Origin of the sequence: Streptomyces sp. NPDC001480 (genome assembly GCF_042894725.1) — a bacterium.
GTDB lineage: Bacteria > Actinomycetota > Actinomycetes > Streptomycetales > Streptomycetaceae > Streptomyces.
The window spans coordinates 354,985-380,979 of the sequence record NZ_JBIAVX010000011.1 but is presented as its reverse complement, the minus strand read 5'-3'; the positions used below and the strand labels follow the sequence as shown (position 1 = coordinate 380,979).

The 25,995-nt window shown below is 70.1% G+C and carries 19 protein-coding genes; 12 read left to right on the top strand and 7 right to left on the bottom strand.

Annotation, left to right across the window (positions count from 1 at the left end; all coding sequences use genetic code 11):
* Positions 1-18 precede the first annotated feature (18 nt).
* The gene (locus ACFY01_RS28380) at positions 19-468 is read right to left on the bottom strand and encodes an Lrp/AsnC family transcriptional regulator (protein ID WP_390738583.1); all 450 of its coding nucleotides are present in this window, start codon (positions 466-468) and stop codon (positions 19-21) included.
* Between the two features lie 112 nt (positions 469-580).
* On the opposite strand from ACFY01_RS28380, the gene ACFY01_RS28375 reads away from it, so the two are divergent.
* Together ACFY01_RS28375 and ACFY01_RS28370 are read left to right on the top strand one after the other, a co-directional pair.
* Positions 581-1,504: an NAD-dependent epimerase/dehydratase family protein gene (locus ACFY01_RS28375; RefSeq protein ID WP_390738559.1), complete on the top strand. Its 924-nt coding sequence runs from the start codon at positions 581-583 to the stop codon at positions 1,502-1,504.
* A 1-nt stretch (position 1,505) separates the two neighbouring features.
* Complete coding sequence (locus ACFY01_RS28370) at positions 1,506-2,396, top strand: aldo/keto reductase (RefSeq protein ID WP_390738558.1); 891 nt, start codon at positions 1,506-1,508, stop codon at positions 2,394-2,396.
* On the opposite strand, the gene ACFY01_RS28365 is transcribed toward ACFY01_RS28370, so the two are convergent.
* Positions 2,393-3,157 (bottom strand): DUF2127 domain-containing protein, encoded by a 765-nt coding sequence (locus ACFY01_RS28365; protein ID WP_390738557.1) that lies wholly within the window; start codon positions 3,155-3,157, stop codon positions 2,393-2,395. The genes ACFY01_RS28370 and ACFY01_RS28365 overlap by 4 nt on opposite strands.
* Positions 3,158-3,273: 116 nt before the next feature.
* Positions 3,274-4,950 carry an MFS transporter gene (locus ACFY01_RS28360; protein ID WP_390738556.1) on the bottom strand — a complete coding sequence of 559 codons (1,677 nt, stop codon included), beginning with the start codon at positions 4,948-4,950 and terminating at the stop codon, positions 3,274-3,276.
* 115 nt (positions 4,951-5,065) lie between these two features.
* Between ACFY01_RS28360 and ACFY01_RS28355 the strand changes: the two genes are divergently transcribed.
* Positions 5,066-5,683 (top strand): TetR/AcrR family transcriptional regulator, encoded by a 618-nt coding sequence (locus ACFY01_RS28355; protein ID WP_390738555.1) that lies wholly within the window; start codon positions 5,066-5,068, stop codon positions 5,681-5,683.
* 258 nt (positions 5,684-5,941) lie between these two features.
* On the opposite strand, the gene ACFY01_RS28350 is transcribed toward ACFY01_RS28355, so the two are convergent.
* Positions 5,942-7,333, bottom strand: a complete 1,392-nt coding sequence (locus ACFY01_RS28350) for a cation:dicarboxylate symporter family transporter (protein ID WP_390738554.1) — start codon at positions 7,331-7,333, stop codon at positions 5,942-5,944.
* A gap of 153 nt (positions 7,334-7,486) precedes the next feature.
* Between ACFY01_RS28350 and ACFY01_RS28345 the strand changes: the two genes are divergently transcribed.
* The 6 genes from ACFY01_RS28345 to ACFY01_RS28320 all read left to right on the top strand — a co-directional run bounded on the left by ACFY01_RS28345 (position 7,487) and on the right by ACFY01_RS28320 (position 14,010).
* Positions 7,487-9,157: an ATP-binding protein gene (locus tag ACFY01_RS28345; protein ID WP_390738553.1), complete on the top strand. Its 1,671-nt coding sequence runs from the start codon at positions 7,487-7,489 to the stop codon at positions 9,155-9,157.
* A complete protein-coding gene (locus ACFY01_RS28340) occupies positions 9,154-9,855 on the top strand; it encodes a response regulator (protein ID WP_390738552.1) in 702 nt (233 codons plus the stop codon). Before ACFY01_RS28345 ends, ACFY01_RS28340 begins: the two co-directional genes overlap by 4 nt.
* Positions 9,856-9,968: 113 nt before the next feature.
* Complete coding sequence (locus ACFY01_RS28335; RefSeq protein WP_390738551.1) at positions 9,969-11,342, top strand: extracellular solute-binding protein; 1,374 nt, start codon at positions 9,969-9,971, stop codon at positions 11,340-11,342.
* Complete coding sequence (locus tag ACFY01_RS28330) at positions 11,339-12,211, top strand: carbohydrate ABC transporter permease (protein ID WP_390738550.1); 873 nt, start codon at positions 11,339-11,341, stop codon at positions 12,209-12,211. The genes ACFY01_RS28335 and ACFY01_RS28330 overlap by 4 nt, the downstream gene beginning before the upstream one ends.
* A 1-nt stretch (position 12,212) precedes the next feature.
* Positions 12,213-13,043, top strand: a complete 831-nt coding sequence (locus ACFY01_RS28325) for a carbohydrate ABC transporter permease (RefSeq protein WP_390738549.1) — start codon at positions 12,213-12,215, stop codon at positions 13,041-13,043.
* Positions 13,044-13,386: 343 nt separating this feature from the next.
* The gene (locus ACFY01_RS28320) at positions 13,387-14,010 is read left to right on the top strand and encodes a helix-turn-helix domain-containing protein (RefSeq protein WP_390738548.1); all 624 of its coding nucleotides are present in this window, start codon (positions 13,387-13,389) and stop codon (positions 14,008-14,010) included.
* 89 nt (positions 14,011-14,099) lie between these two features.
* On the opposite strand, the gene ACFY01_RS28315 is transcribed toward ACFY01_RS28320, so the two are convergent.
* On the bottom strand, positions 14,100-15,125 hold the full coding sequence (locus tag ACFY01_RS28315) for an ATP-dependent 6-phosphofructokinase (RefSeq protein WP_390738547.1): 1,026 nt from the start codon (positions 15,123-15,125) through the stop codon (positions 14,100-14,102).
* Between the two features lie 253 nt (positions 15,126-15,378).
* Between ACFY01_RS28315 and pta the strand changes: the two genes are divergently transcribed.
* The 3 genes from pta to pyk all read left to right on the top strand — a co-directional run bounded on the left by pta (position 15,379) and on the right by pyk (position 20,217).
* A complete protein-coding gene (gene pta / locus ACFY01_RS28310) occupies positions 15,379-17,469 on the top strand; it encodes a phosphate acetyltransferase (protein WP_390738546.1) in 2,091 nt (696 codons plus the stop codon).
* Positions 17,466-18,692 carry an acetate kinase gene (locus ACFY01_RS28305; RefSeq protein ID WP_390738545.1) on the top strand — a complete coding sequence of 409 codons (1,227 nt, stop codon included), beginning with the start codon at positions 17,466-17,468 and terminating at the stop codon, positions 18,690-18,692. The genes pta and ACFY01_RS28305 overlap by 4 nt, the downstream gene beginning before the upstream one ends.
* Before the next feature lie 100 nt (positions 18,693-18,792).
* Positions 18,793-20,217: a pyruvate kinase gene (gene pyk / locus ACFY01_RS28300; RefSeq protein WP_390738544.1), complete on the top strand. Its 1,425-nt coding sequence runs from the start codon at positions 18,793-18,795 to the stop codon at positions 20,215-20,217.
* A 79-nt stretch (positions 20,218-20,296) separates the two neighbouring features.
* Here pyk and ACFY01_RS28295 read toward each other — a convergent pair whose 3' ends face one another.
* Positions 20,297-20,713, bottom strand: a complete 417-nt coding sequence (locus ACFY01_RS28295; protein ID WP_390738543.1) for a hypothetical protein — start codon at positions 20,711-20,713, stop codon at positions 20,297-20,299.
* A 16-nt stretch (positions 20,714-20,729) separates the two neighbouring features.
* Positions 20,730-25,709 carry a polymorphic toxin type 27 domain-containing protein gene (locus ACFY01_RS28290; protein ID WP_390738542.1) on the bottom strand — a complete coding sequence of 1,660 codons (4,980 nt, stop codon included), beginning with the start codon at positions 25,707-25,709 and terminating at the stop codon, positions 20,730-20,732.
* Positions 25,710-25,995 lie beyond the last annotated feature (286 nt).

Genomic DNA, 25,995 nt, shown 5'->3' with positions numbered 1-25,995 from the left:
GACGTCAACGCAAGCCCCTCACTGGGGCGGCAGCAGCGGCTTGTGCCGCACCGGGGAGGACAGCACGATCGACGTCGTCGTGCGCCCGAGTGCCGAGGTCTGCGCGAGGATCTCCTCCAGGTGGACGGTGTCGGTGACGGCGACCTTGAGGATCCAGCAGTCCTCACCGACGACGTGGTGCGCCTCGGTGATCTCCGGCCGGTCGAGCAGTTCCACGGTGCGGGGATGCTTGAGGGTGTAGCCGCCGTGCGGGTTGACCCGGACGAAGGCCTGGATGCCGTAACCGAGGCGGGCGGCGGTGACCCGGGCGCCGTACCCGGCGACCACGCCCGCCGCCTCCAGCCGTCGCACCCGCTCGGCCACCGCCGCCGGGCTGAGGCTGACCCGCCGCCCCAGCTCACTCAGCTTGATCCGTCCGTCGGTCTGCAGGAGCTGGAGGACCTGCCGGTCCACCGCGTCGAAGACCACCGGCGTTTCGTGGGCGACAGCACGCAGATGCCGTTGTTCCTTCGGTGCGGTGCTGGGATCTCCCACGTCTTCCCCTTCAGAACTCACGTACGGGCCAGGAAAATTATGGTCCATGGAAGACGTCGGAGAGATACGGGACGTGCTGGTGATCGGCGGCAGCCGCTATTTCGGCAAGCGGCTGATCGCGCGGCTGCTGGCCGCCGGGGACCGGGTGACCGTCCTCAATCGCGGTTCCTCGGCGCCGCCGCCGGGCGCGGTGCACCTGTCCGCCGACCGGGACGACGAAGTGGCGCTGGCCGAGGTGCTCGGCGGGCGCACCTTCGACGTGGTGGTGGACCAGGTCTGCTACACCCCGCGGCAGGCGGCGATCGCCCGCCGGGTCTTCGCGGGGCGCACCCGCCGCTACGTGATGACGTCGACGGTCGAGGTGTACGAGCGGGAGGACTCCGCGACGCCGGTGCCGGAGACCGCGGTCGATCCGCGCACGGTGGCCGTCGACCTGGAACTGCCCTGGTCGGACCCGGAGTTCCTCGGCGCCCACTACGGCGAGGGCAAGCGGCAGGCGGAGGCGGTGTTCGCGGCCGGTGGTGACTTCCCGTACGTGTCCGTGCGGGTCGCCCACGTCCTGGGCGGGGACGACGACTTCACCGGGCGAACGGCGTACTACGCCGAGCGGATCCGCACCGGCGCCCCCGTTCCCGTACCGCCGGTCAGCCGGCCGGCCACGTACATCCACGTGGAGGAGATCGCCGACTTCCTGTTCTGGACGGTGGGCGAGGACTTCACCGGGCCGGTGAACGCGGCCTCGCACGGGCTGCTGAGCACCCAGGAGCTGTGCACGGCGGTGGCCGCGCACGTGCCCGGCGGCCGGACGGTCTTCCGTACCGCCGAGGCAGGCGGGGAGGTCTCCCCGCTCTCCTTCTCCCGCTCCTACGGCATGGACAACTCCCGGGCCACCCGGCTCGGTTTCACCTTCGGCGACGCCCGGGACTGGCTCCCGAAAGCCGTGGCCGAGACCCTCGGAAGGGATGCCTGACATGAAGTCGCGTCTTCTCGGCGCCGTGACCGTGAGCGCCATCGGCCTGGGCGCGATGCCGTTGTCCGTCGAGGGCCGTCCGGACGAGGCCCGCGCGCTCGCCACGGTGCACGCCGCGCTGGACGCGGGCGTGACGCTGCTGGACACGGCCGACTCCTACCACCTGCCCGGCGAGGACCCCGGCCACAACGAGCTCCTCCTCGCCCGCGCCCTCGCCACGTACGGCGGGGACACCGACGGCGTCCTGGTCACCACGAAGGGCGGCCGCGGCAGACCCGCCGACGGCAGCTGGACGGTGACCGGCGACCCGCGGCACCTGAAGGCGGCCGCCGAGGCCTCGCTGAAGCGGCTGGGCGTCGAGGCGATCGGCCTCTACCAGCTCCACAAGCCGGACCCGGCGGTGCCCTTCGAGGACTCGGTGGGCGCCCTGCGGGAGCTGCTCGACGAGGGCAAGATCCGCCTGGCCGGGATCTCGAACACGGATGTGCGGCAGATCCGCACGGCCCACGCGATCCTCGGTGACCGGCTGGTCTCGGTCCAGAACCGCTACTCCCCCGCCGTCCGGGACAGCGAGCCGGAACTCCGGCTCTGCTCCGAACTGGGCCTGGCGTTCCTCCCCTGGAGCCCGCTCGGCGGGATCTCCCGCAGTGTCCTGGACGGAGCGTCGGAGCCGGCGGCCACCGACCGCTTCGCCGCCTTCCACGCCGTGGCCCGGGAGCGCGGGGTGAGTCCCCAGCGGATCGCTCTGGCGTGGCTGCTGGCGAGGTCCCCGGTGATGCTGCCGATCCCGGGCGCGAGCCGCCCGGAGACGATCCGGGACTCGGCCGCCGCGGCCGACCTGGTCCTCAGCGGCGAGGAGCTGGCACGGCTGGACGGGGCCGAGGCGTTCTAGACCGCGAGGCCCGCCGACTCCTCCACCTCCATCAGCGAGGCGCTGTGCCGTTCCTCGTCGAATGCCTTCCGGCCGCCGCGGAGGCCGAACAGGCGCTTGGCGAGGGCGATGTAGAGGACGGCGAGGATGTTGAGGACCAGCGTGGCGATCTTCAGGTAGCTGACCTTCTCGGTGAGTTCGTAGATCTCCAGAGGGAGGAAGGCGGCCGTGGCGACCACCGTGAGGTACTCCGCCCAGCGCTTGGCGTACCAGAGGCCGACCGCCTCGACGAGTTCGATCAGGGCGTAGGCCAGCAGCAGGGCCGCGACCAGGAGCAGCGTGGAGTGCTTGTAGCCGAAGGCCTTCTGGATGGAGCCGACGACCGGGGAGTGGTCGAGGTCGTAGTGGAAGTGCCGGAAGACCGGGCGGAAGACGTTCAGGTTCTCGTTGAAGAGCCGGCGTACCGAGTCCTGGCTGTTGCTGAACTTCCACACCGCCACCGCGACCAGCACGATGAACACCCCGCGTACGGCCCGCTCGATCGCCAGGAAGCGGAGGATGAACAGGTCCCGCAGGACCTTTCCGCGCGGTACCAGCGGGGCGTCGGCGGCCGGTCCCGTGCCGTGCGGCTCGCCGAGCACGAAGTCGCCGCAGCGCAGGCAGCGCCAGACGTCCCCGAGCGCGGTCTGGGCGTGCAGCCGCACCCGCAGCCGCGGGTCGTCCGGCGCGTACGTCACATGGCCCTTGCGGGCGCAGGTCCGCCGGTCCCAGTCGATCTTCATTCCCCCGTGCCTCCATACGTACTTGCACTACCGGCGAACACACGAACGTGCCGCTCCGGTCGGTCCGGAAACGGCACGTTAGTGGATGCGGCCGACAGGCTGCCGGGAGGGTCCGGTCAGCGCGCCGCTTCGCCCACCAGCTCCTTCTCCCGCTCGGGTTCCTCCGTCACCGCCGGGGTCTGCCGGCGCGGCAGGAGCACCGCCACCAGCAGCGTGCCGACGCCCAGGATCACCGCGCCGACCAGGCTGGTGTGGGCGACTGCGTGGGAGAAGGAGGACCCGACCGCGTCGCTCATCTGCCGTGCGCCGGCGGCGAGCTGGGCGGCCTGCTGCTTGAGCTGGGCGGCCTGCTGCGGGTCGCCGGCCTGCGCGGCCTGTGCCGCGGCCTGCCGGGCCTTGTCCCCGATGCCCTGGGCGACCGCGTAGCCGGCGCCGACCGAGTCCCGGGCGGTGTCCAGGGCGCTCGCCGGGAGCCTGCTTCCGGCTGTGGCGTCGGTGAGGTGGTCGCCGTACGACGTGGACAGCAGCGAGCCGAGGATCGCGATGCCGAGCGAGCCGCCGAGTTCGAGCGAGGTGTCGTTCACCGCGCCGCCGACGCCCAGTTCCGACTCCGGGAAGGCACCCATGATCGCGTCGGTGCAGGGCGAGAGGGCGAGGCCGATGGCCAGGCCGAGGATGATCAGGGGTGCGACGAGGTCACCGTACGCCGAGGACGCGTCCACCTGCGTCAGCAGGGCCAGGGCGGTGGTGCCGCCGACCATGCCCGCGGTGACCGTCCACTTCATGCCGACGCGCGGGGTCAGCCAGCCGGTGAGCGCCGAGCCGGCGAACACGGCGCCGGCGAGCGGCAGCATGCGTACGCCGGTGCCGAGGGCGTCGTAGCCGAGGACGAACTGGAGGTGCTGGGTGAGGTAGTAGAAGGCGCCGAAGACGGCCAGGAAGAACAGGGCCACGGCGAGGTTGGAGCCCGCGAACCGGCGGTGCGCGAAGCGGCGTACGTCGAGGATCGGGCGGGGGTGGCGCAGCTCCCAGGCGACGAAGGCGAGCAGGCCCACGCCGGCGACCACCGCGGCCGTCACCGCCTTGACGCCCCAGCCGAAGTGCGGACCCTCGATGATCATGTAGATCAGCGAGCCGGTCCAGATCACCGACAGCAGTCCGCCGACGTAGTCGATCCGGTCGTGGTGGCCGGCCTTGGACGGCGGTACGAGGACGAGGGCGCCGACGATCGCGACGGCGGCGATGGGCACGTTGATCAGGAACGTGGAGGACCAGCCGTGGTCCTTCAGCAGCGCACCCGCGACCACCGGCCCGGCGGCGATGGCGAGCCCGGCCGTCGCGGTCCACAGGGTGATGGCCTTGGCCCGTTCGGCGCGCGGGAAGGTGGCGGCGAGCAGGGAGAGGGTGGCGGGCATGATCAGCGCGGCGCCGACGCCCATCACGGCACGGGCGGTGATGACGGCCGTGGCGCTGTCGGCGAGGTAGCCGGAGACGGCGCCGCCGCCGAACACGACGAGGCCGAGGAGGAGCGCGCCCCGGCGGCTGTACTTGTCGCCGATCGCGCCGAGCAGCAGCATCAGCGCGGCGTAGGGGACGGTGTAGCCGTCGATCACCCATTGCAGGTCGGCGCCGGACAGGCCGAGGTCGCTGGTCATGTCCGGTGCCGCGACCGTGAGGGCGGTGTTGGCCATCACGATGACCAGCAGGCTCAGGCAGAGCACGAGCAGTGCCCACCAGCGCCGGGCGTAGGGCCGGTCCATCCTTTCGACCGGTTCGGTCATGACGAGTCGCATGGGCAGGGGTCGCCTTCCTCGCAGCACGGGGATTGCACAGTGGCGTGCAATTGCACAACCATGTGCAATGTACGCCGTTGCACAACACTGTGCAACTCTGTTGAGGGAGGGCAGAATGGCTGCCATGACCACGGGTAACACCAGCCGCGCCGACGCCAACCGGCGCCGCATCCTCGACGTCGCCCTCGCCGAGCTGCTGCGCGACCCCGACGCCTCCATGGACCAGATCGCGCGCGCCGCGGGGGTCGTACGGCGGACGGTGTACGGGCACTTCCCGAGCCGCGAGGCGCTGATCGGCACGCTCGTCGACGGCGCGGTGGAGTCGCTGGCCGCCGCCCACGCGGCGGGCCGGGAGGGGGTCGACGACCCGGCGGAGGCGGTGGCCCGCTCCGTGCTCGCCGTCTGGGAGATCGCCGACCGCTACCGCCTGCTGGTCGCGCTGGCCCAGCGCACGGTCACCGTGCAGGGCATCCGCGACCGCCTCGCCCCGGTCCGCGAGTCCTGTGCCGAACTGCTCCAGCGCGGACTGGACGAGGGCACCTTCAGCTCACCGCTGCCCGCGGTGGCGCTGGCGTACGTGCACGAACAGATGCTGTTCGCGGTGACCGAGGCGGTCAACGACGGCCTGCTGACAGCACAGGAGGCGGGCCGCTCCGCCGCGGTCAGTGTCCTGAACGCGGCGGGCGTGCCCGCCTCCACCGCCACCGCGCTGGTGGCGAAGCTGAGCGAGTAGATCGCGAAGAATTCACAGAAAAAGGTCTCCGGGCGGCTGAGCTTACGGGGGAGTCTCAGCCGCCCGGAGACGGTTGGTCCAGGCGCCCGGCCCGGGTTCAGGCGGGGCCGGGCGCCCGGGGTACGGGGGCGGAGGCGCAGCCCCGCCAGGGGCGCGGGGCTGTGTCGACATGCGGCTCCGCCGCGCGGGCGCGACCAGCCACACCCGGCCTGGTGACGCCGCACGACACACGGCCCAACGGCGCTCCCGGCGAAACAGCTACGCCTTGGCGAGCTCCTTGTCATCACCCCGGCGCGGCTCAGGCACCTCCGCAGAACCAGCGGACGCGTTCTCGTCGAGCAGCGTGGTCTCGTCGAAGGGCAGCTCACCGGCGAGCACCCGCTGGACGCGGTCCCGGTCGATCTCCTTCGTCCAGGTGCCGATCAGCACGGTGGCGACGGCGTTGCCCGCGAAGTTCGTCAGGGCGCGGGCCTCGCTCATGAAGCGGTCGATGCCGACGATCAGGCCGACGCCGTCGACCAGCGCGGGCTTGTGCGACTGGAGACCGCCGGCCAGCGTGGCCAGACCGGCGCCGCTGACGCCAGCCGCGCCCTTGGAGGCGAGCAGCAGGAACAGCAGCAGCGGGATCTGCTCGCCGACGGACATCGGCGTGCCCAGGGCGTCCGCGATGTAGAGCGACGCCATGGTCATGTAGATCATCGTGCCGTCGAGGTTGAAGGAGTAGCCGGTCGGGACGGTGATGCCGACCACCGGCTTGCTGACGCCCAGGTGCTCCATCTTCGCGATCAGCCGCGGCAGCGCGGACTCGGAGGAGGAGGTGGACAGGATCAGCAGGAACTCCCGGCCCAGGTACTTGAACAGCGAGAAGATGTTCAGGCCGGTGATGACCCGCAGCAGCGCACCGAGCACGACGAAGACGAACAGGACACAGGTCACGTAGAAGCCGAGCATCAGCACGGCGAGGCTCTTCAGCGCGTCCACACCGGCCGAGCCGACCACCGCGGCGATGGCACCGAAGGCACCGATCGGGGCGGCCCACATCACCATGGCGAGGATGCGGAAGACGAGCCGCTGGATGTGCTCGATGCCGCGCAGCACCGGCTGCCCGACCGGGCCCATCGCCTGGAGCGCGAAACCGGCGAGCAGCGCGACCAGCAGGGTCTGGAGCACCTGGCCCTCGGTGAAGGCGGAGACGAAGGTCACCGGGATGATCGAGAGCACGAAGTCGACCGGCGGCAGCGCGTCGGGGGACACCTGGTCGTGCCCGGTCGCCTTGATGGCGTTGGTGATGTGCAGCCCGTCGCCCGGGTGCAGCACGTTGCCCACGACGAGACCGATGGCCAGCGCGACCAGCGACATCACCAGGAAGTAGCCGAGCGCGATACCGCCGACGGCGCCGACCTTGGCGGCCTTCCGGACCGAGCCGATCCCGAGCACGATGGTGCAGAAGATGATCGGCGAGATCATCATCTTGATCAGGTTCACGAAGCCCGTGCCCAGTGGCTTGAGTTCGACCCCCGCGTCGGGCCAGATCAGACCCACCGCGATGCCGAGCGCCACCGCGACGATCACGGCTATGTACAGGTAATGGGTGCGGTCCCGCTTCGCGGCGGGTGCGGCAGGTGCCGTATCGGGAGTGCTGGCGGCCACGGCTGCCCTCCTTGACGTCTTCGTCGGCTAACACCGGCGTGCGGCTCACGTCCGGGCGTTACAGGGGAATGCCAGTGACTATCTCCCGCCCTGTGAGGGCGGTCACCCTTCCGTTCATTTAGTTCACACTTGGCTCAGAGGCAGACTGACGACATGCGAGTTCCAGCCATCCCCAGGCCCCGCAGCCTGGCCGGCCAGCTGTTCGCCATGCAGGCCGTGCTCATAGCGGTGGTCGTGGCCGGATACGCGCTGTTCACCTACGTCAGCGACCAGCGGCAGGCCGAGGAGGCGGCGACCCGCCAGGCGACGGCCGTGGCCCGTTCGATCGCGGACGCCCCGTCCGTACGGGCCGCGATCCACACGCCGGACCCGTCGGCGCACCTCCAGCCGTACGCCCTCCAGGTCATGCGCGACGCCGGGGTCGACTTCGTCACGATCATGACCCCGGACGGGATCCGCTGGACTCACCCCGACCACAACCAGATCGGCAAGCGCTATCTCGGCCACATCGAGGACGCCCAGCACGGCCGCACCCACTCCGAGACCTACACCGGCACCCTGGGCGCCTCCGTCCGCACGGTGACGCCGATCGAGGAGAACAACCACGTCATCGGCCTGGTCAGCGCCGGCATCCGGGTCGAGGCGATCAGCCGCCGCGTCCAGGAACAGGTCACGGCCCTGTTCGGCGTGGCCGCCGGCGCCCTGCTGCTGGGCGCGGTCGGCACGTACGTCGTCAACGCCCGTCTGCGCCGTCACACCCACGGCATGAACGCGACGGAGCTCAGCCATGTGCACGACTACCACCAGGCCGCGCTGCACGCGGTGCGGGAGGGGCTGCTGATGCTGGACGGGCAGTACCGGGTGGCGCTGATCAACGACGGCGGCCGGGAGCTGCTCGGGGTGGGCCCGGAGGGCGAGGTGGTGGGCCGGTCGGTCGCCGACCTCGGGCTGCCCGCGCCGCTGACCGGCGCCCTGCTGGCGTCGGAGCCGCGGGTGGACGAGGTGCACCTGACGGCGGACCGGGTGCTGGTGGTGAACACCTCGCCGGTGTCGGGCGGGGAGCGCCGGGGCACCGTGGTCACCCTGCGTGACGTGACCGAGCTCCAGTCGCTGATGGGCGAGCTGGACTCCGAGCGCGGTTTCACGCAGGCGCTCCGCTCGCAGGCCCACGAGGCCGCGAACCGCCTCCACACGGTGGTCTCCCTGATCGAGCTGGGGCGCGCGGAGGAGGCGGTCGACTTCGCGACGGCGGAGCTGGAGCTCGCGCAGGCGCTGACCGACCAGGTGGTGGCGGCGGTGAGCGAGCCGGTACTGGCCGCGCTGCTGCTGGGCAAGACGGCACAGGCGAACGAGCGGGGCGTGGAGCTCCTGGTGTCGCCGGAGAGCCGACTGGACGACGGGGTGCTCCCGGACGACCTCTCGGCACGGGACCTGGTGACCATCCTCGGCAACCTGATCGACAACGCGGTGGACGCGGCGCTGGGCAGCGCCAAGGCCCGGGTGACGGTCACGGCGTCCACCGACGACACGGACGGCACGGGCGACACCGACGAGCCCTCGCGGACCCTGGTGCTGCGGGTCGCGGACACCGGGACCGGTGTGGATCCCGCCCTGGCCGACCTGGTATTCCAGCGGGGGTTCTCCACCAAGCCGGCGGGGCCGGGCGGGCGCGGGCTCGGCCTGGCGCTGGTGCGGCAGGCCGTGCACCGGCTGCACGGCACCCTGTCCGTGGCGGAGGCCGACGGCGGCGGGGCCCAGTTCGAGGTACGGCTGCCGTTGCGTACGGCGGTCGGGCCGTCCCCGGTGTCTGGAGGCGACGTATGACGAACGAGCAGCACATCCGCGTGCTGGTGGTGGAGGACGATCCCGTGGCGGCGGACGCGCACGTCATGTACGTCGGCCGGGTGCCGGGCTTCACGGCCGTCGGCAAGGCGCACACCGGGGCGGAGGCGCGGCGGGTGCTGGAGCGTACGCCGGTCGACCTGCTGTTGCTCGACCTGCACCTGCCGGATGTGCACGGGCTCCAGCTCGCCAGGTCGCTGCGGGCGGCCGGGCATCACGCGGACGTGATCGCGGTGACGTCGGCACGGGACCTGGCGGTGGTGCGGGAGGGGGTCTCGCTCGGGGTCGTCCAGTACGTCCTGAAGCCGTTCACCTTCGCCACACTGCGTGACCGGCTGGTCCGGTACGCCGAGTTCCACGCCGCGGTCGGCGAGGCCAGCGGCCAGGACGAGGTGGACCGGGCACTGGGGGCCCTGCGCGCCCCGGGCCCCGCGGCCCTCCCGAAGGGGCTGAGCGGGCCGACCCTGGAACGGGTGACCGGCACCCTGCGCGAGGCCCCCGAAGGGCTCACGGCGGCGGGCGTGGCGGAGGCCGTGGGGATCTCCCGGATCACCGCCCGGCGGTATCTGGAGCACCTGGTGGAGGGGGCTCGGGCGGAGCGGAAGCCGGTGTACGGGCAGGTGGGCAGACCGGAGTTGGTCTACCGGTGGGTGAGCGGGGTGGAGCAGCGCAGACCGTGAGCCCGCGCGACGGCACTCACCGCTGCCGGGACCATTGACCTGACTAGACCATTCCTCTTACCTTCACACGGCAGCAATCTCCGCGCCACAACGCAGTGCGTCCGCAGGAGGTCATGCCCGTGCGCCCCACCGCCGCCTTACCCCTCCTCCTCACCGCCGCCCTCGCCGCGACCGCCCTCACCGCCTGCGGCGGCGGCTCCGGCAGCGACCCCAACACGCTGAAGGTCTCCTTCAAACAGTCGACGGACAACTCCGTCAAGGTGATGGACACCTACCTCGTCGGCATCAAGAAGCAGTTCGAGAAGCGGTACCCCGGCAAGAAGGTCCAGCTCGTCCCCATCAAGGCCCCGGACTCGGAGTACTACACCAAGCTCCAGCAGATGCTCCGCTCCCCAAGGACCGCCCCGGACCTGGTCTACGAGGACACCTTCCTCATCAACTCGGACATCACGAGCGGGTACTTGAAGCCCCTGGACCCGTACCTCGCCAAGTGGAAGGACTGGGGCCAGTTCATCGACACGGCGAAGTCCGCGGCCAGGGGCGAGGACGGGAAGACGTACGGCGTCCCGGACGGCACCGACACCCGGGGGCTCTGGTTCGACAAGGGCATCTTCGCCAAGGCGGGTCTGCCCGCCGACTGGCAGCCGAGGACCTGGGACGACGTCCTCGCCGCCGCCCGCACCATCAAGCGGAAGGTCCCCGGCGTCACCCCGCTCAACGTCTACACCGGCAAACCCGCCGGCGAGGCCGCCACCATGCAGGGCTTCGAGATGCTGCTCTACGGCACGGGCGACGGCAGCACGGACCCGCTGTACGACAAGGCCACCAAGAAGTGGGTGGCCGGCAGCCAGGGGTTCAAGGACGCCCTCGCCTTCGTCGAGAGCGTCTACAAGGAGAAGCTCGGCCCCGACGTCTCCGACGCCCTCGACCCCAACTTCAGCACCGCGGTCCGCGGTGAACTCCTCCCCCAGGGCAAGCTCGGGATCGACCTGGACGGCTCCTGGCTCCCGCAGGACTGGCTCCCCGGCAGCGGGCACGCATGGCCCGACTGGTCGAAGCGGCTGGGCCTCGCCACCATGCCCACCCAGCACGGCCAGGCCCCGGGCAAGGTCAGCATGTCCGGCGGCTGGACCTGGTCGATCCCGGCCAAGGCGGCCCACCCCGGCCTGGCCTTCGACTTCATCAGGACGCTCCAGACGAAGGCCAACGCCCAGAAGTGGTACATCGCCAACTCCGGTATCGCGCTACGCAAGGACGTGGCGAGCGACCCCTCGTACGCCACCGCCCAGCCGGGTATCAAGTTCTTCACCGACCTGGTCGCCAGCACCCACTACCGGCCCGCCTACCCCGCCTACCCGAAGGTCTCCACCGCGATCCAGGAGGCGATGGAGAGCGTGACCACCGGTGACGCCTCCGTCGACAAGGCGGCGGCCGCGTACGACGACGAACTGAAGCAGGTCACCGACGGCCAAGTGGTCCAGAAGTGACGCCGGGACATTCCAGGAGGGCGCTGCTGCGCGCCCTCCCCCTCACCCCCGCCGTCGTCCTCCTGCTCCTCTTCCTCGCCGGACCCATCGCCTACTGCGTCTACATCGCCTTCACCGACCTCCAGCTCACCGGCCAGGCCCACTCCTCCTTCGTGGGCTTCGACAACTTCCGTACGGCCTTCCAGGACGCGGCCTTCCGCAACGCGGTGTGGCTGACGCTCGTCTTCACGGTCCTGTCGTCCCTCGTCGGGCAGAACACCCTGGGCCTGGCGCTGGCCGGGATGATGCGGCGGGCGTCGAAGCCCGTCCGTACGCTCACCGGCGGGGTCGTGATCACGGCGTGGGTGCTGCCGGAGGTGGTCGCGGGTTTCCTGCTCTACGCCTTCTTCCGGCGGGAGGGCACCCTGAACGCCATCCTGGACGGGCTCCATCTGCCGCGCCAGAACTGGCTGTTCACGCTGCCGATCCTGGCGGTGTCGTTCGCGAACGTGTGGCGCGGCACCGCCTTCTCGATGCTCGTGTACTCCGCCGCGCTCGACGAGATACCGGCGGAGATCGAGGAGGCCGCCGAGGTGGACGGGGCGGGCGGCTGGCGCCGGACGTGGCACATCACCCTCCCGATGATCCGCCGCTCGATCGCCACGAACCTGATGCTCAACACCTTGCAGACCCTGTCGGTCTTCGGGCTGATCTGGGTGATGACGAGAGGCGGGCCCGGTGACAGGAGTCAGACTCTTCCCCTCTTCATGTACGAGCAGGCGTTCCAGAAGAGCATGATCGGCTACGGCACGGCGGTGGCGCTTCTGCTGCTCGTGGTCGGCTCCCTGTTCTCCGTCGTGTACCTGCGTCTGCTGCGGGCGGAGACCTGAGATGGCGCGTCGTCTGCGTACGTCCCGCCGCCTGGCCGCGGACGCGGGGCTGCTGCTCGTCGCCTCCGCCTTCGCGCTCCCCCTGGCGTGGGTGGTCCTGTCCTCGCTGGACGCCCACGCGGACCTCCGGGTGAAAGCCCCGGACGGCGTGACCCTGGACAACTTCGACGCCGTGCTGAAGCCGGACATCACGTTCACGCCCCTGCTCAACAGCCTGATCCTGTGCGGTGGCGGAACACTGCTGACCGTGGTGTGCGCGGCGCTGGCGGCGTATCCGCTGTCGCGGTTCCGGTCGCGGCTGAACCGGCCCTTCCTGCTCACCATCCTCTTCGCGACGAGCCTGCCGATCACCGCGATCATGGTTCCGGTGTACGCGCTGTTCGTGCGAGTGGACCTGATCGACACGATGCGGGGGACGGTGCTGTTCTTCGCGGCGTCCCAACTTCCGTTCGCCATCTGGCTCATGAAGAACTTCATGGACGGTGTGCCCAAGGAGTTGGAGGAGGCCGCCTGGACGGACGGGGCGGGGACCCTCCAGTCGCTGGTGCGGATCGTGCTGCCGCTGATGGGCCCCGGCGTCGCGGTGGTGACCGTCTTCTCCTTCGTGATGATGTGGGGGAACTTCTTCGTCCCGTTCATGCTGCTGCTGACGCCCGACCAGATGCCCGCCTCGGTGAGCATCAACGAGTTCTTCGGCAATCGCGGGATGGTGGTGTACGGACAGCTGGCCGCGTTCTCCGTCGTCTACTCGACGCCGGTGATCGTGCTGTACGTGTCGGTGGCCCGGCGGCTGGGCGGGGGATTCGCGCTGGGCGGAGCGGTCAAGGGGTGAGCCAGCGTACGGATCGAGCCGCCGTTTTCCCCTCCCCGGACCGCTCCCGCGCCCCCGCCTCGCCCCGCTCACCTCGCCGTCCGGCCCGCGCCCCTCATCCGCATATGCCGCTCCACCTTGCCATTCCGGCCACCCACCCCCGGAAGGCACGGTTCCGGCCACCCCGTCAGCGGCCGGAACCACACCTTCCTACACTCCGTGATCCTGGCCGAACAATCCGTAGTCACGCCCTGCCCCCGCCGCCTAGTTTGGGCGCGTGCGCCGACCGCCCTCCGTTCGACCGGACCAGCCAGGACCGCCCTTCGACGCCCCCGCCGCCCGACGACTCCGTACCGCCCTCGGCATGGGACCCGAGCACGTCGCCTACGGCATGCGCGCCTCGTACGGGCTGCCGTACGTCTCCCCCGACCTCGTCGTCGCCTGGGAGCGCGGGCTCACCTCGCCCAGCGACACCGAGCTCACCGCGCTCGCGGCGGTGCTGTGGTGTTCGCCGGGCGAGCTCATCGGCAGGCCGCGGACGCTGCGGGAGCACCGGATCGCCCGGGGGCTGGCCGCCGAGGACGTGGCCCTCGCCGTCAACCTCGAGTTCCTCGCGTACCTACGCATGGAGGAGAACGACGAGTGGCGCGGCACGGACCGGCAGTCGGCCGTCCTCGCCGACCTGCTGGAACTGTCGCTGCCCGACTTCGTCACCGTGACGGGACGCGACCCCAGGCTGGCCGAACTGCTCCGCAACGCCGTCACCACCCGCTGGCAGGCCTACGTCCGGCCGGTGGCCCGCCTGGTGCCGCTGGACCGGCGGCTGCTGGAGGTGGCGCTGAAGGAGCTGCACCGCGGGTACCAGGGGCTGATGGCGGCCGCGCGCGACTGGGGCGGCGCCGACGCGGGCGCCGGCGACAGCGGGCAGGACTTCGTGGAGCGGATCGTCGAGCACTTCTGGACGGCGGTCCGGCGGCAGACCGCCTGAGCGCTCCGCTGGATGTGCCGTGCTGTGCCGTCGTCCGACTGCGGCGCCGTCGTGGCTGGTCGCGCAGTGACCCCTGGAAGCCCGACCCCCTAGAAGACCGACTCCGCCTCGTCCATGCGGTCCTTCGGCACCGTCTTCAGCTCCGTCACCGCCTCCGCGAGCGGCACCATCACGATGTCGGTGCCGCGCAGCGCGGTCATCTTGCCGAACTCGCCGCGGTGCGCGGCCTCCACCGCGTGCCAGCCGAAGCGGGTGGCGAGGACACGGTCGTACGCGGTCGGGACGCCGCCGCGCTGGATGTGGCCGAGGATGACCGGCTTGGCCTCCTTGCCGAGCCGGCGCTCCAGCTCGTACGCCAGGGCGGTGCCGATGCCCTGGAAGCGCTCGTGGCCGAACTGGTCGATCTCGCCCTTGCTGTAGTCCATGGAGCCCTCGGCGGGGTGGGCGCCCTCGGCGACGCAGACGACCGCGAACTTCTTGCCGCGGGCGAACCGCTCCTCGACCATCTTGACCAGGTCGGCGGGGTCGAAGGGGCGCTCGGGCAGGCAGATGCCGTGGGCGCCGGCGGCCATGCCGGACTCCAGGGCGATCCAGCCGGCGTGCCGGCCCATGACCTCCACCACCATCACCCGCTGGTGGGACTCGGCGGTGGTCTTCAGCCGGTCCATCGCCTCGGTGGCGACGCCGACCGCCGTGTCGAAGCCGAAGGTGCGGTCCGTCGACGAGATGTCGTTGTCGATCGTCTTCGGGACGCCGACGACCGGCAGCCCCGCGTCGGACAGCATGCGCGCCGCGGTCAGCGTGCCCTCGCCGCCGATCGGGATCAGCGCGTCGATGCCGAACTCCTCGACCATGTCGGCGGCGCCGTCGCAGGCCTCGCGCAGCCGGTCGCGTTCGAGGCGGGAGGAGCCGAGGATGGTGCCGCCGCGGGCCAGGATGCCGCTGACGGCGTCCAGGTCGAGGGTGCGGTAGTGGCGGTCGAGCAGGCCCCGGTAGCCGTCTTCGAAACCGATGACCTCGTCGCCGTACTGCGCGACCGCTCGGTGCACGACCGACCGGATCACGGCGTTCAGGCCGGGGCAGTCGCCGCCTGCGGTGAGAACTCCGATGCGCATCGTGCTGTGTCTCCTGCTCGCTGTGGGTACCGGTGAGCCAGTCCGATTGTTTCATGTCCCCACAGGCACTGCCGCTCCCGTCCCGGCCCGCCTGCGACATGGCACTGACGGGCGCCTTATCCAGCTTCAGGGGTACTGTCAAGAGGGTTCTGGCTCACCTCGGTGGGCGATTTTTCTGGCCCCGCGACGGACGCCGGGACTGACGCCGGGACCAACGCCGGGACGGACCACGAGACGGAGAGGGAGTGCGCACGTGACGCGCAGCGTGTACGTGACCGGGATCGACCGCGGCGACGGCCGCCAGGTCGTCGAGCTGGGGGTCATGGAGCTCCTGACCCGGCAGGTCGACCGGGTCGGGGTGTTCCGTCCCCTCGTCCACGACGGGCCCGACCGCCTGTTCGAGCTGCTGCGCGCACGCTACCGGCTGGCGCAGGACCCGGCGACCGTCTACGGCATGGACTACCACGAGGCCTCCGCGCTCCAGGCCGAGCAGGGCACGGACGAGCTGGTGTCCGCCCTCGTGGACCGCTTCCACCTGGTCGCCCGGGACTACGACGTCGTCCTCGTCCTCGGCACCGACTACGCCGACACCCAGCTCCCGGACGAGCTGTCCTTGAACGCCCGGCTGGCGAACGAGTTCGGCGCGTCCGTGATCCCGGTGGTGGGCGGGCGCAGGCAGACGGCCGAGTCCGTGCTCGCGGAGACCCGGAACGCCTACCGGGCGTACGAGGGGCTGGGCTGCGACGTGCTGGCCATGGTCGCCAACCGGGTGGCCCGGGAGGACCGGGACGAGATCGCCCAGCGGCTCGACTCCCGGCTGCCGGTGCCCTGCTACGTGGTGCCGGACGAGCCCGCGCTGTCCGCCCCCACGGTCTCCCAGATCGGCCAGGCCCTCGGCGCCAAGGTGCTGCTCGGGGACGACTCGGGGCTGGCCCGGGACGCGCTGGGCTTCGTCTTCGGCGGCGCGATGCTGCCGAACTTCCTCGGCGCCCTGACCCCGGGCTGTCTGGTGGTCACCCCGGGCGACCGGGCCGATCTGGTCGTCGGCTCGCTGGCCGCGCACAGCGCCGGCACCCCTCCGATAGCCGGGATGCTGCTCACCCTCGACGAGGTGCCGAGCGACGAGATCCTCACGCTGGCCGCCCGCCTCGCCCCCGGCACCCCGGTGCTGTCCGTGGCCGGCAACAGCTTCCCCACCGCGGAGCAGCTGTTCTCGCTGGAGGGCAAGCTGAACGCGGCCACCCCGCGCAAGGCGGAGACCGCGCTCGGCCTGTTCGAGCGGTACGCCGACACCGCCGAGCTGGCCAGGCGGGTCTCCGCACCGAGCAGCGACCGGCTCACCCCGATGATGTTCGAGCACAAGCTCCTCGAACGGGCCCGTTCCGAGAAGCGGCGGGTCGTCCTCCCGGAGGGCACCGAGGAGCGCGTGCTGCACGCGGCCGAGGTGCTGCTGCGCCGGGGCGTGTGCGACCTGACGCTGCTCGGGCCCGTCGAGCAGATCCGCAAGAAGGCCGCCGATCTCGGCATGGACCTGGGCGACGCCCAGCTGATCGACCCGGCCACCTCCGAGCTGCGGGACGCCTTCGCCGAGAAGTACGCCCAGCTGCGCGCCCACAAGGGCGTGACGGTGGAGCTGGCGTACGACGTCGTCTCCGACGTCAACTACTTCGGCACGCTGATGGTCGAGGAGGGGCTCGCCGACGGCATGGTGTCGGGGTCCGTGCACTCGACCGCCGCGACCATCCGGCCCGCCTTCGAGATCATCAAGACGAAGCCGGAGTCGTCGATCGTCTCGTCCGTGTTCTTCATGTGCCTCGCGGACAAGGTGCTGGTCTACGGGGACTGCGCGGTCAACCCGGACCCCAACGCCGAGCAGCTGGCCGACATCGCCATCCAGTCGGCGGCCACCGCCCAGCAGTTCGGCGTGGAGCCGCGGATCGCGATGCTGTCGTACTCGACGGGTACGTCCGGTTCGGGCGCCGACGTCGACAAGGTGCGCGAGGCGACCGAGCTGGCCCGCACGCGCCGGACCGATCTGAAGATCGAGGGGCCGATCCAGTACGACGCCGCCGTGGAGCCGTCGGTCGCGGCCACCAAGCTGCCGGGCTCCGAGGTCGCGGGGCAGGCCAGCGTGCTGATCTTCCCCGACCTCAACACCGGCAACAACACCTACAAGGCCGTGCAGCGCTCGGCCGGCGCGATCGCCGTCGGCCCGGTCCTCCAGGGGCTGCGCAAGCCGGTCAACGACCTGTCCCGGGGCGCGCTCGTCCAGGACATCGTCAACACCGTCGCCATCACGGCGATCCAGGCCCAGCACCCCAGCGAGAAGGCGTCCGAGCTGTGAGCAGTCCCACCCACGTCAGCCCCACCCGTGTCCTCGTCCTCAACTCCGGCTCCTCGTCGCTGAAGTACCAGCTGCTGGACATGCGGGACAGCGGCCGGCTGGCGGTGGGGCTGGTCGAGCGCATCGGCGAGCAGACCTCGCGGCTCAAGCACACCTGCGTCACCACCGGCGACACCCGGGAGCAGAACGGCCCGATCGCCGACCACGACGCCGCCCTCAAGGCGGTCGCCGAGGAGCTGGCCAGGGACGGCCTGGGCCTGGACTCGCCCGAACTGGCCGCGATCGGGCACCGGGTGGTGCACGGCGGCATGTTCTTCACCGAGCCCACGGTGATCGACGACACGGTGCTCACCGAGATCGAGCGGCTGATCCCGGTCGCGCCGCTGCACAACCCGGCCAACCTCACCGGTATCCGTACCGCGCAGGCACTGCGTCCCGACCTGCCGCAGGTCGCCGTCTTCGACACGGCGTTCCACACCACCATGCCGGAGTCCGCGGCACGCTACGCGATCGACCCGAAGATCGCCGACCGGCACCGGATCCGGCGGTACGGCTTCCACGGCACCTCGCACGCGTACGTCTCCCGGGCGACCGCGCGGCTGCTGGGCAAGGATCCCTCCGAGGTCAACGTCATCGTGCTGCACCTGGGCAACGGCGCCTCGGCCTCTGCGGTCGAGAAGGGCCGGTGCGTGGACACCTCCATGGGGCTGACGCCTTTGGAGGGACTCGTGATGGGGACCCGGTCGGGCGACCTGGACCCGGCGGTCATCTTCCATTTGGCGCGTGTTGGCGGAATGTCCATGGACGAGATCGACACTCTTCTCAACAAGAGGAGCGGTCTGTTCGGTCTGTGCGGGGACAACGACATGCGGGAGATCCGCCGACGGATCGACGAGGGCGACGAAGAGGCACGACTTGCCTTCGACATCTACATTCACCGCCTGAAGAAGTACATCGGCGCCTATTACGCGGTGCTGGGACGGGTCGACGCGGTCGCCTTCACAGCGGGAGTCGGGGAAAACGCGAGCCCGGTGCGGGAGGCTGCCGTCGCGGGCCTGGAGGAGCTGGGCCTGGCGGTGGACGGCGAGCTGAACGCCGTACGGGACGACCGGCCGCGGCTGGTCTCGCCCGCGCACGCGCGGGTGGCCGTCGCCGTGGTGCCGACCGACGAGGAACTGGAGATCGCCACACAGACCTACGCACTGGTGGGACACAACCGCTGAGCAATTACACGGGAGTAACACGGCTGAGCGCATAGCCGCCCATTTGTATTTTCCGCCAGACGGAATATTCCGTAGCGAAACAAACCGATAGGATCGCCCCATGCGCCGTTCGAAAATCGTCTGTACTCTCGGCCCCGCGGTCGACTCCCACGAGATGCTCGTCTCCATGATCGAGGCCGGCATGAACGTGGCCCGGTTCAACTTCAGCCACGGCTCGCACGCCGAGCACCAGGGGCGGTACGACCGTGTCCGGGCCGCCTCCAAGGAGACCGGCCGGGCCATCGGTGTCCTCGCCGACCTCCAGGGCCCGAAGATCCGCCTGGAGACCTTCGCCGAGGGCCCGGTCGAACTCGAACGCGGTGACGAGTTCGTCATCACCACCGAGGACGTCCCGGGCGACAAGCAGATCTGCGGGACCACCTACAAGGGCCTCCCGGGCGACGTCGACCGCGGTGACCAGATCCTGATCAACGACGGCAACGTCGAACTGAAGGTCATCGACGTCGAGGGCCCCCGGGTGCGGACGATCGTCATCGAGGGCGGTGTGGTCTCCGACCACAAGGGCATCAACCTGCCCGGCGCGGCCGTGAACGTGCCCGCGCTGAGCGAGAAGGACATCGAGGACCTGCGGTTCGCGCTGCGCATGGGCTGCGACCTGGTCGCACTGTCCTTCGTCCGCGACGCCAAGGACGTCCAGGACGTCCACAAGGTGATGGACGAGGAGGGCCGCCGCGTCCCCGTCATCGCCAAGGTGGAGAAGCCGCAGGCGGTCGAGAACATGGAGGACGTCGTGATGGCGTTCGACGGCGTGATGGTCGCCCGTGGTGACCTCGCCGTCGAGTACCCGCTCGAGAAGGTCCCCATGGTGCAGAAGCGCCTGATCGAGCTGTGCCGGCGCAACGCCAAGCCGGTGATCGTGGCGACCCAGATGATGGAGTCGATGATCACCAACTCCCGGCCGACCCGCGCCGAGGCCTCCGACGTGGCCAACGCGATCCTGGACGGCGCCGACGCGGTCATGCTGTCCGCCGAGTCGAGCGTGGGCGCGTACCCGATCGAGACCGTGAAGACGATGTCGAAGATCGTCTCCGCGGCCGAGCAGGAGCTGTTCTCCAAGGGCCTCCAGCCCCTGGTCCCGGGCAAGAAGCCCAAGACGCAGGGTGGTTCGGTGGCCCGCGCGGCCTGCGAGATCGCCGACTTCCTCGGCGGCCGGGGCCTGGTGGCCTTCACCCAGTCCGGCGACACCGCCCGCCGCCTCTCGCGCTACCGCGCGGCCCAGCCGATCATCGCCTTCACCACCGACGAGGGCACCCGCAACCAGCTGGCCCTCAGCTGGGGCGTCGAGTCCCACGTCGTGCCCTTCGTGAACAGCACCGACGAGATGGTCGACCTGGTGGACCAGGAGATCACCAAGACCGGCCGCTTCAACCCGGGCGAAATCGTCATCATCACGGCGGGCTCGCCGCCTGGTGTGCCGGGTACGACGAACATGCTGCGGGTGCATCACTTGGGCGGCGGCAACTGACGGCTCCGCCGGGAGGCTTGTACGGCGCTGAGGGCGCCCCCTGTCGTCGCAGGGGGCGCCCTCAGTTTCTTTCGTCGAGTCAGCCGACGGTGCCCGACTCCACGGGGAAGTCCGGGGGCCAGGGCAGCGATGAGTCGTACAGGGCCTCCCGGTCGCCCATCAGCTCGTACTCGGCCTCGCGCCAGCTCGGCTGCCCGCCGATGATGAAGCTGCCACCGCCATCAGGCTCCAGCATCCAGGTGTACTGGGCGTCGCTCGGTTCCAACTCGTGCCGATCCTTCAGTACGGCGAACTCCGCAGCTGACGCCCGCCGGATGTGAAGTCCGTTGCGGTAATAGGGCTTGAGGAGCATCAGCCTCACATGACCCACGTAGACCTCGATGCGCGTCGTCGTCCGCTGCTCCGGCAACGCGTCGCTGGACAAGAACAGCTGCCGGTGGGAGGGGTTGTACCCGATGACCCGGAACAGTCGCCCCTCGCGGATGAAATCTGTCATGTGTCTATCCTCCCTCCTAGTCGGGCACCGGCTCACCGTTGGCGTATTTGAATCGCTCCGGGAACACCCTCTCGACCACACCATCGCCGTTGGTCCTGTACCACTTGATCGATGACCAGCTCCGGTCACCCAACCGGACGGACTTGCGCAGCTGGGTCATCTCCCAGGCGGTCCCGTAACCGTTCTTGCGTACGGTCTCCCAGTCCCCCGGGGTGATCGTCTCTCCTCGCTGCAAGAGTTTCGTAAGTGCCTCGTCCGCGGTCTTGGCACCCTGGACGCCGTCCAGTGACACCGACAGATCGACGGCGGGGTTCGACACGGCCCTTTCCACACCGACCGTCCATATGGGGCGTTTACCCATGCCCAGCGCCTCGGGCAGCTCGGTGGCGAAAGCGTCGCCGTTGAACGTGGTTCCACCCAGACTTTTCGCGAGGTCATCGACCCAGGGGGCGATCCCGAGGAAGATGCGGTCCCCGTCCTTCGCGAGGTCCTTGAGGAGGTCCTTGATGCAGTCGTTGTGCACCAGGACCGGCGTCGAACCCGCGTACACGTAGTACGTGTGGTTTCGGGCGACCTCGAAGTTGTAGACCCCGACGGACCCCTTGACGACCGTGGTGCCAAGAACCTGTGTGGAGCCGCCGTCCCGCGTCTCAAGGGTGTCTCCGGCGCGCAGTTCGTCGGCCTCGACCCAGCCCCGTTCACGTACCCAGAAGCGGTGCGAGTCGGTCGCTTCGACCTGGCCGTCGTCGGTTCTGATTCGGACCAGGGAGTCGACGGTGCGGTGGAACAGGTGCAACACCGGCTGGAGGGACTTCTTGCCCGTGACCGGGTCCTGCGACCAGACCCGGTCGCCGATCTCTATGTCCTCGATGCGCTTGGGACCGTCTGCCGTCGCGACCTTGGTGCCCGCCGGGAAGCACTTGGTCAGCAAGAGCTTTGAGACGATTCCTGAGATGGCGGCTTCGCTGAGGCCGGCGGTACGCAGGGACTTCCACGCGTCTTCTATGGCGATGCCGGTTTTCAAGGCGGCATCGAGGGCCGTCACGCCGTCCTTGATGGCCTTGATGGCGACATTGCCGAAGACGAGGCTGGCGATGTCGAAGACTGCCCATCCGCAGTTGCCCAGCGTTCCGCCGCTACCTGTGATCCTGTCCCAGCAGCCGGTGAAGTCCTCGGTGAGGGCCTTGATGAATCCCTTGGCGACGGCGTCGTTGAACTCCTGCGGCGTGATCGTGTAGGTGACCTTTTCGGTCTGGGGCTTCAGCTCGACGGTGTGGATGAACAGGGTGTCGGAAGCGGGGCATCCGGACTGGACATCCGGGATGTCCGTAGCCGTACACAGGTAGATCTCGACGAACGTCTTGGAGGTGATGTTCGCGGTGATGATGCAGTCACCGACGTGGACGATGACGTTGCAGTTTTTCTTGTCCAGGATTTCCGGGTCGCCGACGGGTTCGGCCCGCGTCTTGAAGAAGACGCCGCCGACGCCGCCAGCCCCGGTCTCGATCTGATCGTTGCGGCTCTTGGTCTCTGTTTGCTGGGCTGCTTCCTGGGCGTCCTTGGCGTACTTGTCGGCGTCCTTGGCGGCCTGTTCGGCCTCGGTGGCGGCGGCGTCGGCGCGGTCGGCGGCGGCGCGGGCGTCCTTGGCGTCCTGTTCGGCCTGGGCCGCTGCGGAGCGGGCGGCGGCGGCGTCGAGTTCGGCGGCGTCGGCGGAGTCGCGGGCGTCCTTGGCGTAGCCCTCGGCGTTGCCGGCTGCCGTGTCGGCGGCTGCGGCGTCCTCGGTGGCTTGTTTGTCGTACTCGATGGTGCGGGCCAGGGAGGACTGGGCCGCTGACGCGGCCTTGGCGGCGTCGGCGGCGTAGCCGAGGGCCTCCTTGGAGTAGGTGCGGGCGTCGGACGCGTACTGGGCGGCGTTGGCCGCGTGCTGGTACGCCTCCTTCGCATCGCCCTTCGCCTGGTCGGCGAGGTTCTTGGCCGCCTGCGCCTCGGCTGCCGCGTTCTTGGCGTGCGCGTCGGCGACGGCCTGCTGCTGGTCGGCGATGGACTTCGACGCCTGCCCGGTCAGCACGACCAGGCCGGCGGCCGAGTCGGTGTCGACGTAGGCGGAGCCGAGCTGTATGGCGTCGTTGGCCGGGTTGGCGACCTGCTTGGCCGCTTCTCCGGCGTCCACGGCCGCTTGCGCAGTGACGTGGGCGAACCCGGCCGCCTTGGCCGCGGCCGCGAGGGCCTTGGCGGCCTCCGCGTTGGCGGCGTTGGCCTGCGCCTTGGAGTCCTTGGCGTGCTGCTCGGCCTCGTCGGCGAGCTTGACGGCCGTCTTGGCCTCGGCTGAGGCGTCCTGGGACGCCTTGATGGCGTCCGCGGCGGCACTGGTGGCGGTCTTCACCGCCGCGTCGGCCTTCAACTTGTCGGCCTGGGCGGCGTCTGCGTCGGAGCGGGCCCGCTTGGCCGCGGCTTCGGCGCGGGTCGCTGCCGCGTCGGCGTCGGCTGCCGCCTTGGTCGCGGCGTCGGCCTCGGAGCGGGCCTTTGTTGCGGCCGCCTCGGCGTCGTCGGCGGCCTTGTCCGCGTCGTTCGCAGCGGCGCGGGCGGCGTCCGCCGCGTCCCCCGAGTCGAGAGAGTCGGCGTAGGCGTCCTTGGCGTCGGCCTTGGCGCGGGCCGCGTCCGCCTTCTGTTTGGCGTCCCAGGCGTCGTCGCGCATGGCCTTGGCGTGGTCCTTGGCCGTGACCGCGTCGTCACGCTTGCCTTCGGCGGTCTTCTCCGCCGCCTCGGCCTTGTCCTTGGCGTCCTTCGCCTTCGTCGCCTCGGACTCGGCGTTCTTCTTGTGCTCGGCGGCCTCGGCCTGCTTGGCCGCGGCGGTCTCCTTCTCCGCCTTGGCCGTCTTCTCCTCGGCCTCGGCGGCGAGCCGCTTGGCGTGCGCGTCGGCGGCGGCCGCCTTCGCGTCGCCCTCGGCCTTGAGGGTGTCGGCGAGCTTGGCCTCCGCGGTCTCCTTGTCCTTCTTGGCGTTGTCGCGGTGGACCTTGGCCGCATCGGCTGCGGCCTTCGCCTGCAACTCCGCGGTCTGGGCGGCCTTCTTGCGGAACTCCGCCTTCGACTGCGCGGCCTGGGCGAGCGCGCGCTGCGCGATGGTGGCGCTGTCCCCGGCGGAGGCGCGGGTCGCGGCCTCGGCCGTCTCACCGGCCTTTTCCAACGCCGTCAGCGCGGCAGTGGCGCCCTTGGTGACCTGGTCCTTCTGTAGACCCACCAGCAGGCCCCGGCCCCGGGGAGCACCGTTCGTGTCGGCGATGCCGTAGGCGGCCTGAACAGCCGTGTCCGAGGTGGTGGCGGCCTTCTGCGCGGCGGCCAGCTGCGTCTTGAGCACGGCGAGCTGCGCCTTCGCCCCAGCTTGCGCGGCGGTGACGCCGGACTTGGCCTTGGTGAACTGGGCCTTGTCCGGGTAGCCGAGCTTGTCGTCCCCGTTGTGGTCCTTGGGTACGACCCGCAGCTTCTGCGCGTTGGAGTCGTTGCACGTGTAGAGCTGGGCGTCCTTGCCGTTGTCGAACGTCGCCAGGTTCACACACTTGCCCGTGGCGGCGTTGCGCAGCCCGGCCGCGGCCCGGACGTCGAACGTCCACTGCTGCGTCGTGCTGTCGCTGCAGCTCCCGATCTGAATCTTGGTGCCGTTGGCGTTGGCGCCCTTCGGCACCTCCAGGCACTTGCCCGAATTGACGTTGCGCAGGCTGTAGCCGCCGTCGTAGGAGCCATACAGCTGCCACCTCTGGGCGCTGCTGTTGTTGCAGGTGTAGATCTGGACCGGGGTCCCGTTGGCCGTCCCGGATCCCTGCACGTCCAGGCACTTGCCCTGGGCCGCCGGCACCTGGATCTCCAGCTGGCCGTCACCGATCCAGCCGATGCCACCAGCGCTCCAGTAGTCCTGCCAGCGGGCGAGGTGATCGGCGATCCAGGACTGGCCGAGCAACTCGGCCATCGTCTCGGCGCCCTTGGTGAGGGCGGTGGTGGCGTCCCGGTTCGCGTTGAGGATCTGGTTGCGCTGGGTGGACTGGGAGACGATCTCCTGCTGCCATTCCTGCGCGGCGACGTCCTCCGCCTGGCGGAGCGTCTTGTTCGGGTCGATCGGGTCACGCCAGGCGCAGGTGGCGAAGCGGGTCTTCAGGTCCTCGACAGCGATCCGGTACTCCGCGCTGCCCGGCTCCGGTGCGGTGCGGGGCCAGCCGCCCGAGGCGAGGAAGATGCGGGCGTTGTCGGCGCCGGCACGCTCCGTGGCGAAGCCGTGCAGCCACTCGAACGCGTCATGCTCGTTCCACGCGCGGTCCCACTGGTCGGTGGGCTGGCCCGGGGCGGGGTATTCGGGCTCCTTGGCGTAGAGGGGACTGCCCAGGTCGTCGACGGCCTTGAGCGTCTTCTCGTCGGCCTTGGGGGTCGGATCGTAGAAGTCGAACTTCTCGACCCAGTCGGGACCGCCGGCCCACTTGCCGAGGCCGGTCTGGTCGTAGAAGTCGCCTCCCTCATGGACGCCGGGCACCCAGTGGAACCCGGTCTCGGAGAAGCCGCCCGGAGCCGTCAGACCGTCCAGCGGCTTCTCCCACGCCGCCTCACGAGCGTGCAGCCGTTCCCAGTTCGCGTTGGTGGCGGCCTTGTCCTTGTTGTAGGCGTCATGCAGTGGGCCGTTGAACGCCCCGTCGAGAGTGGCCAGTTCGCGCAGCTTCTCAGGGGTCTCGTTGAGTGCGTTCTGGGCGAAGGTGTACATGCCCGGGCCGCCGAGGCGCAGCGCGTCGCCCATCAGACACTGGTCGAGACGGAGTTGCTCGTCGCCGGTGGTCTCGAACCAGTCATCCGGCCGGTCGCTGGAGTGGGCACCGGCCAGACTCGGGGCGAGATCAGGCTGGACTGCGAGGCCAGCGAGCAGGGCCAGCGTGGCGACGGAGGTGATGGCGGTGGTGAGCTTTCCCGCTCTACCGGGCCTCCGTGGCCCGGGCAGGCGGAACCATGGTCTGGGGTGCAAGGAGCCCTCCCTTTCTCTGTTCCAAGGGGGTGCGGGCCGTGGGGGCGGCCGAAGAGCAGGGAGCAGCGATGCCTACTTGAAGGTGTCTCAGAAACGCATCGTTTCGGCCTGCTCAGCGTGTACGGACGCCAGGCACGACAGCATGGCGAAGCAGCCCCTCCCCGTGAGCGACGGCGTTCCCCCGGTCGCTGAGTGACGTGCGCGAACGCGGAATGGTCAGGTCCCGCCGGTGCGCGGCCACACTTTAAGCACACATAGAAAGATCCGTACAGGTGTTTACTTCTGC

Coding starts and splice junctions, on each gene's coding strand:
- ACFY01_RS28375 (WP_390738559.1), top strand. CDS start 581: ATGGAAGACGTCGGAGAGATACGGGACGTGCTGGTGATCGGCGGCAGC.
- ACFY01_RS28370 (WP_390738558.1), top strand. CDS start 1,506: ATGAAGTCGCGTCTTCTCGGCGCCGTGACCGTGAGCGCCATCGGCCTG.
- ACFY01_RS28365 (WP_390738557.1), bottom strand. CDS start 3,157: ATGAAGATCGACTGGGACCGGCGGACCTGCGCCCGCAAGGGCCATGTG.
- ACFY01_RS28360 (WP_390738556.1), bottom strand. CDS start 4,950: ATGCGACTCGTCATGACCGAACCGGTCGAAAGGATGGACCGGCCCTAC.
- ACFY01_RS28355 (WP_390738555.1), top strand. CDS start 5,066: ATGGCTGCCATGACCACGGGTAACACCAGCCGCGCCGACGCCAACCGG.
- ACFY01_RS28345 (WP_390738553.1), top strand. CDS start 7,487: ATGCGAGTTCCAGCCATCCCCAGGCCCCGCAGCCTGGCCGGCCAGCTG.
- ACFY01_RS28340 (WP_390738552.1), top strand. CDS start 9,154: ATGACGAACGAGCAGCACATCCGCGTGCTGGTGGTGGAGGACGATCCC.
- ACFY01_RS28335 (WP_390738551.1), top strand. CDS start 9,969: ATGCCCGTGCGCCCCACCGCCGCCTTACCCCTCCTCCTCACCGCCGCC.
- ACFY01_RS28325 (WP_390738549.1), top strand. CDS start 12,213: ATGGCGCGTCGTCTGCGTACGTCCCGCCGCCTGGCCGCGGACGCGGGG.
- ACFY01_RS28320 (WP_390738548.1), top strand. CDS start 13,387: ATGGGACCCGAGCACGTCGCCTACGGCATGCGCGCCTCGTACGGGCTG.
- ACFY01_RS28315 (WP_390738547.1), bottom strand. CDS start 15,125: ATGCGCATCGGAGTTCTCACCGCAGGCGGCGACTGCCCCGGCCTGAAC.
- pyk (WP_390738544.1), top strand. CDS start 18,793: ATGCGCCGTTCGAAAATCGTCTGTACTCTCGGCCCCGCGGTCGACTCC.
- ACFY01_RS28295 (WP_390738543.1), bottom strand. CDS start 20,713: ATGACAGATTTCATCCGCGAGGGGCGACTGTTCCGGGTCATCGGGTAC.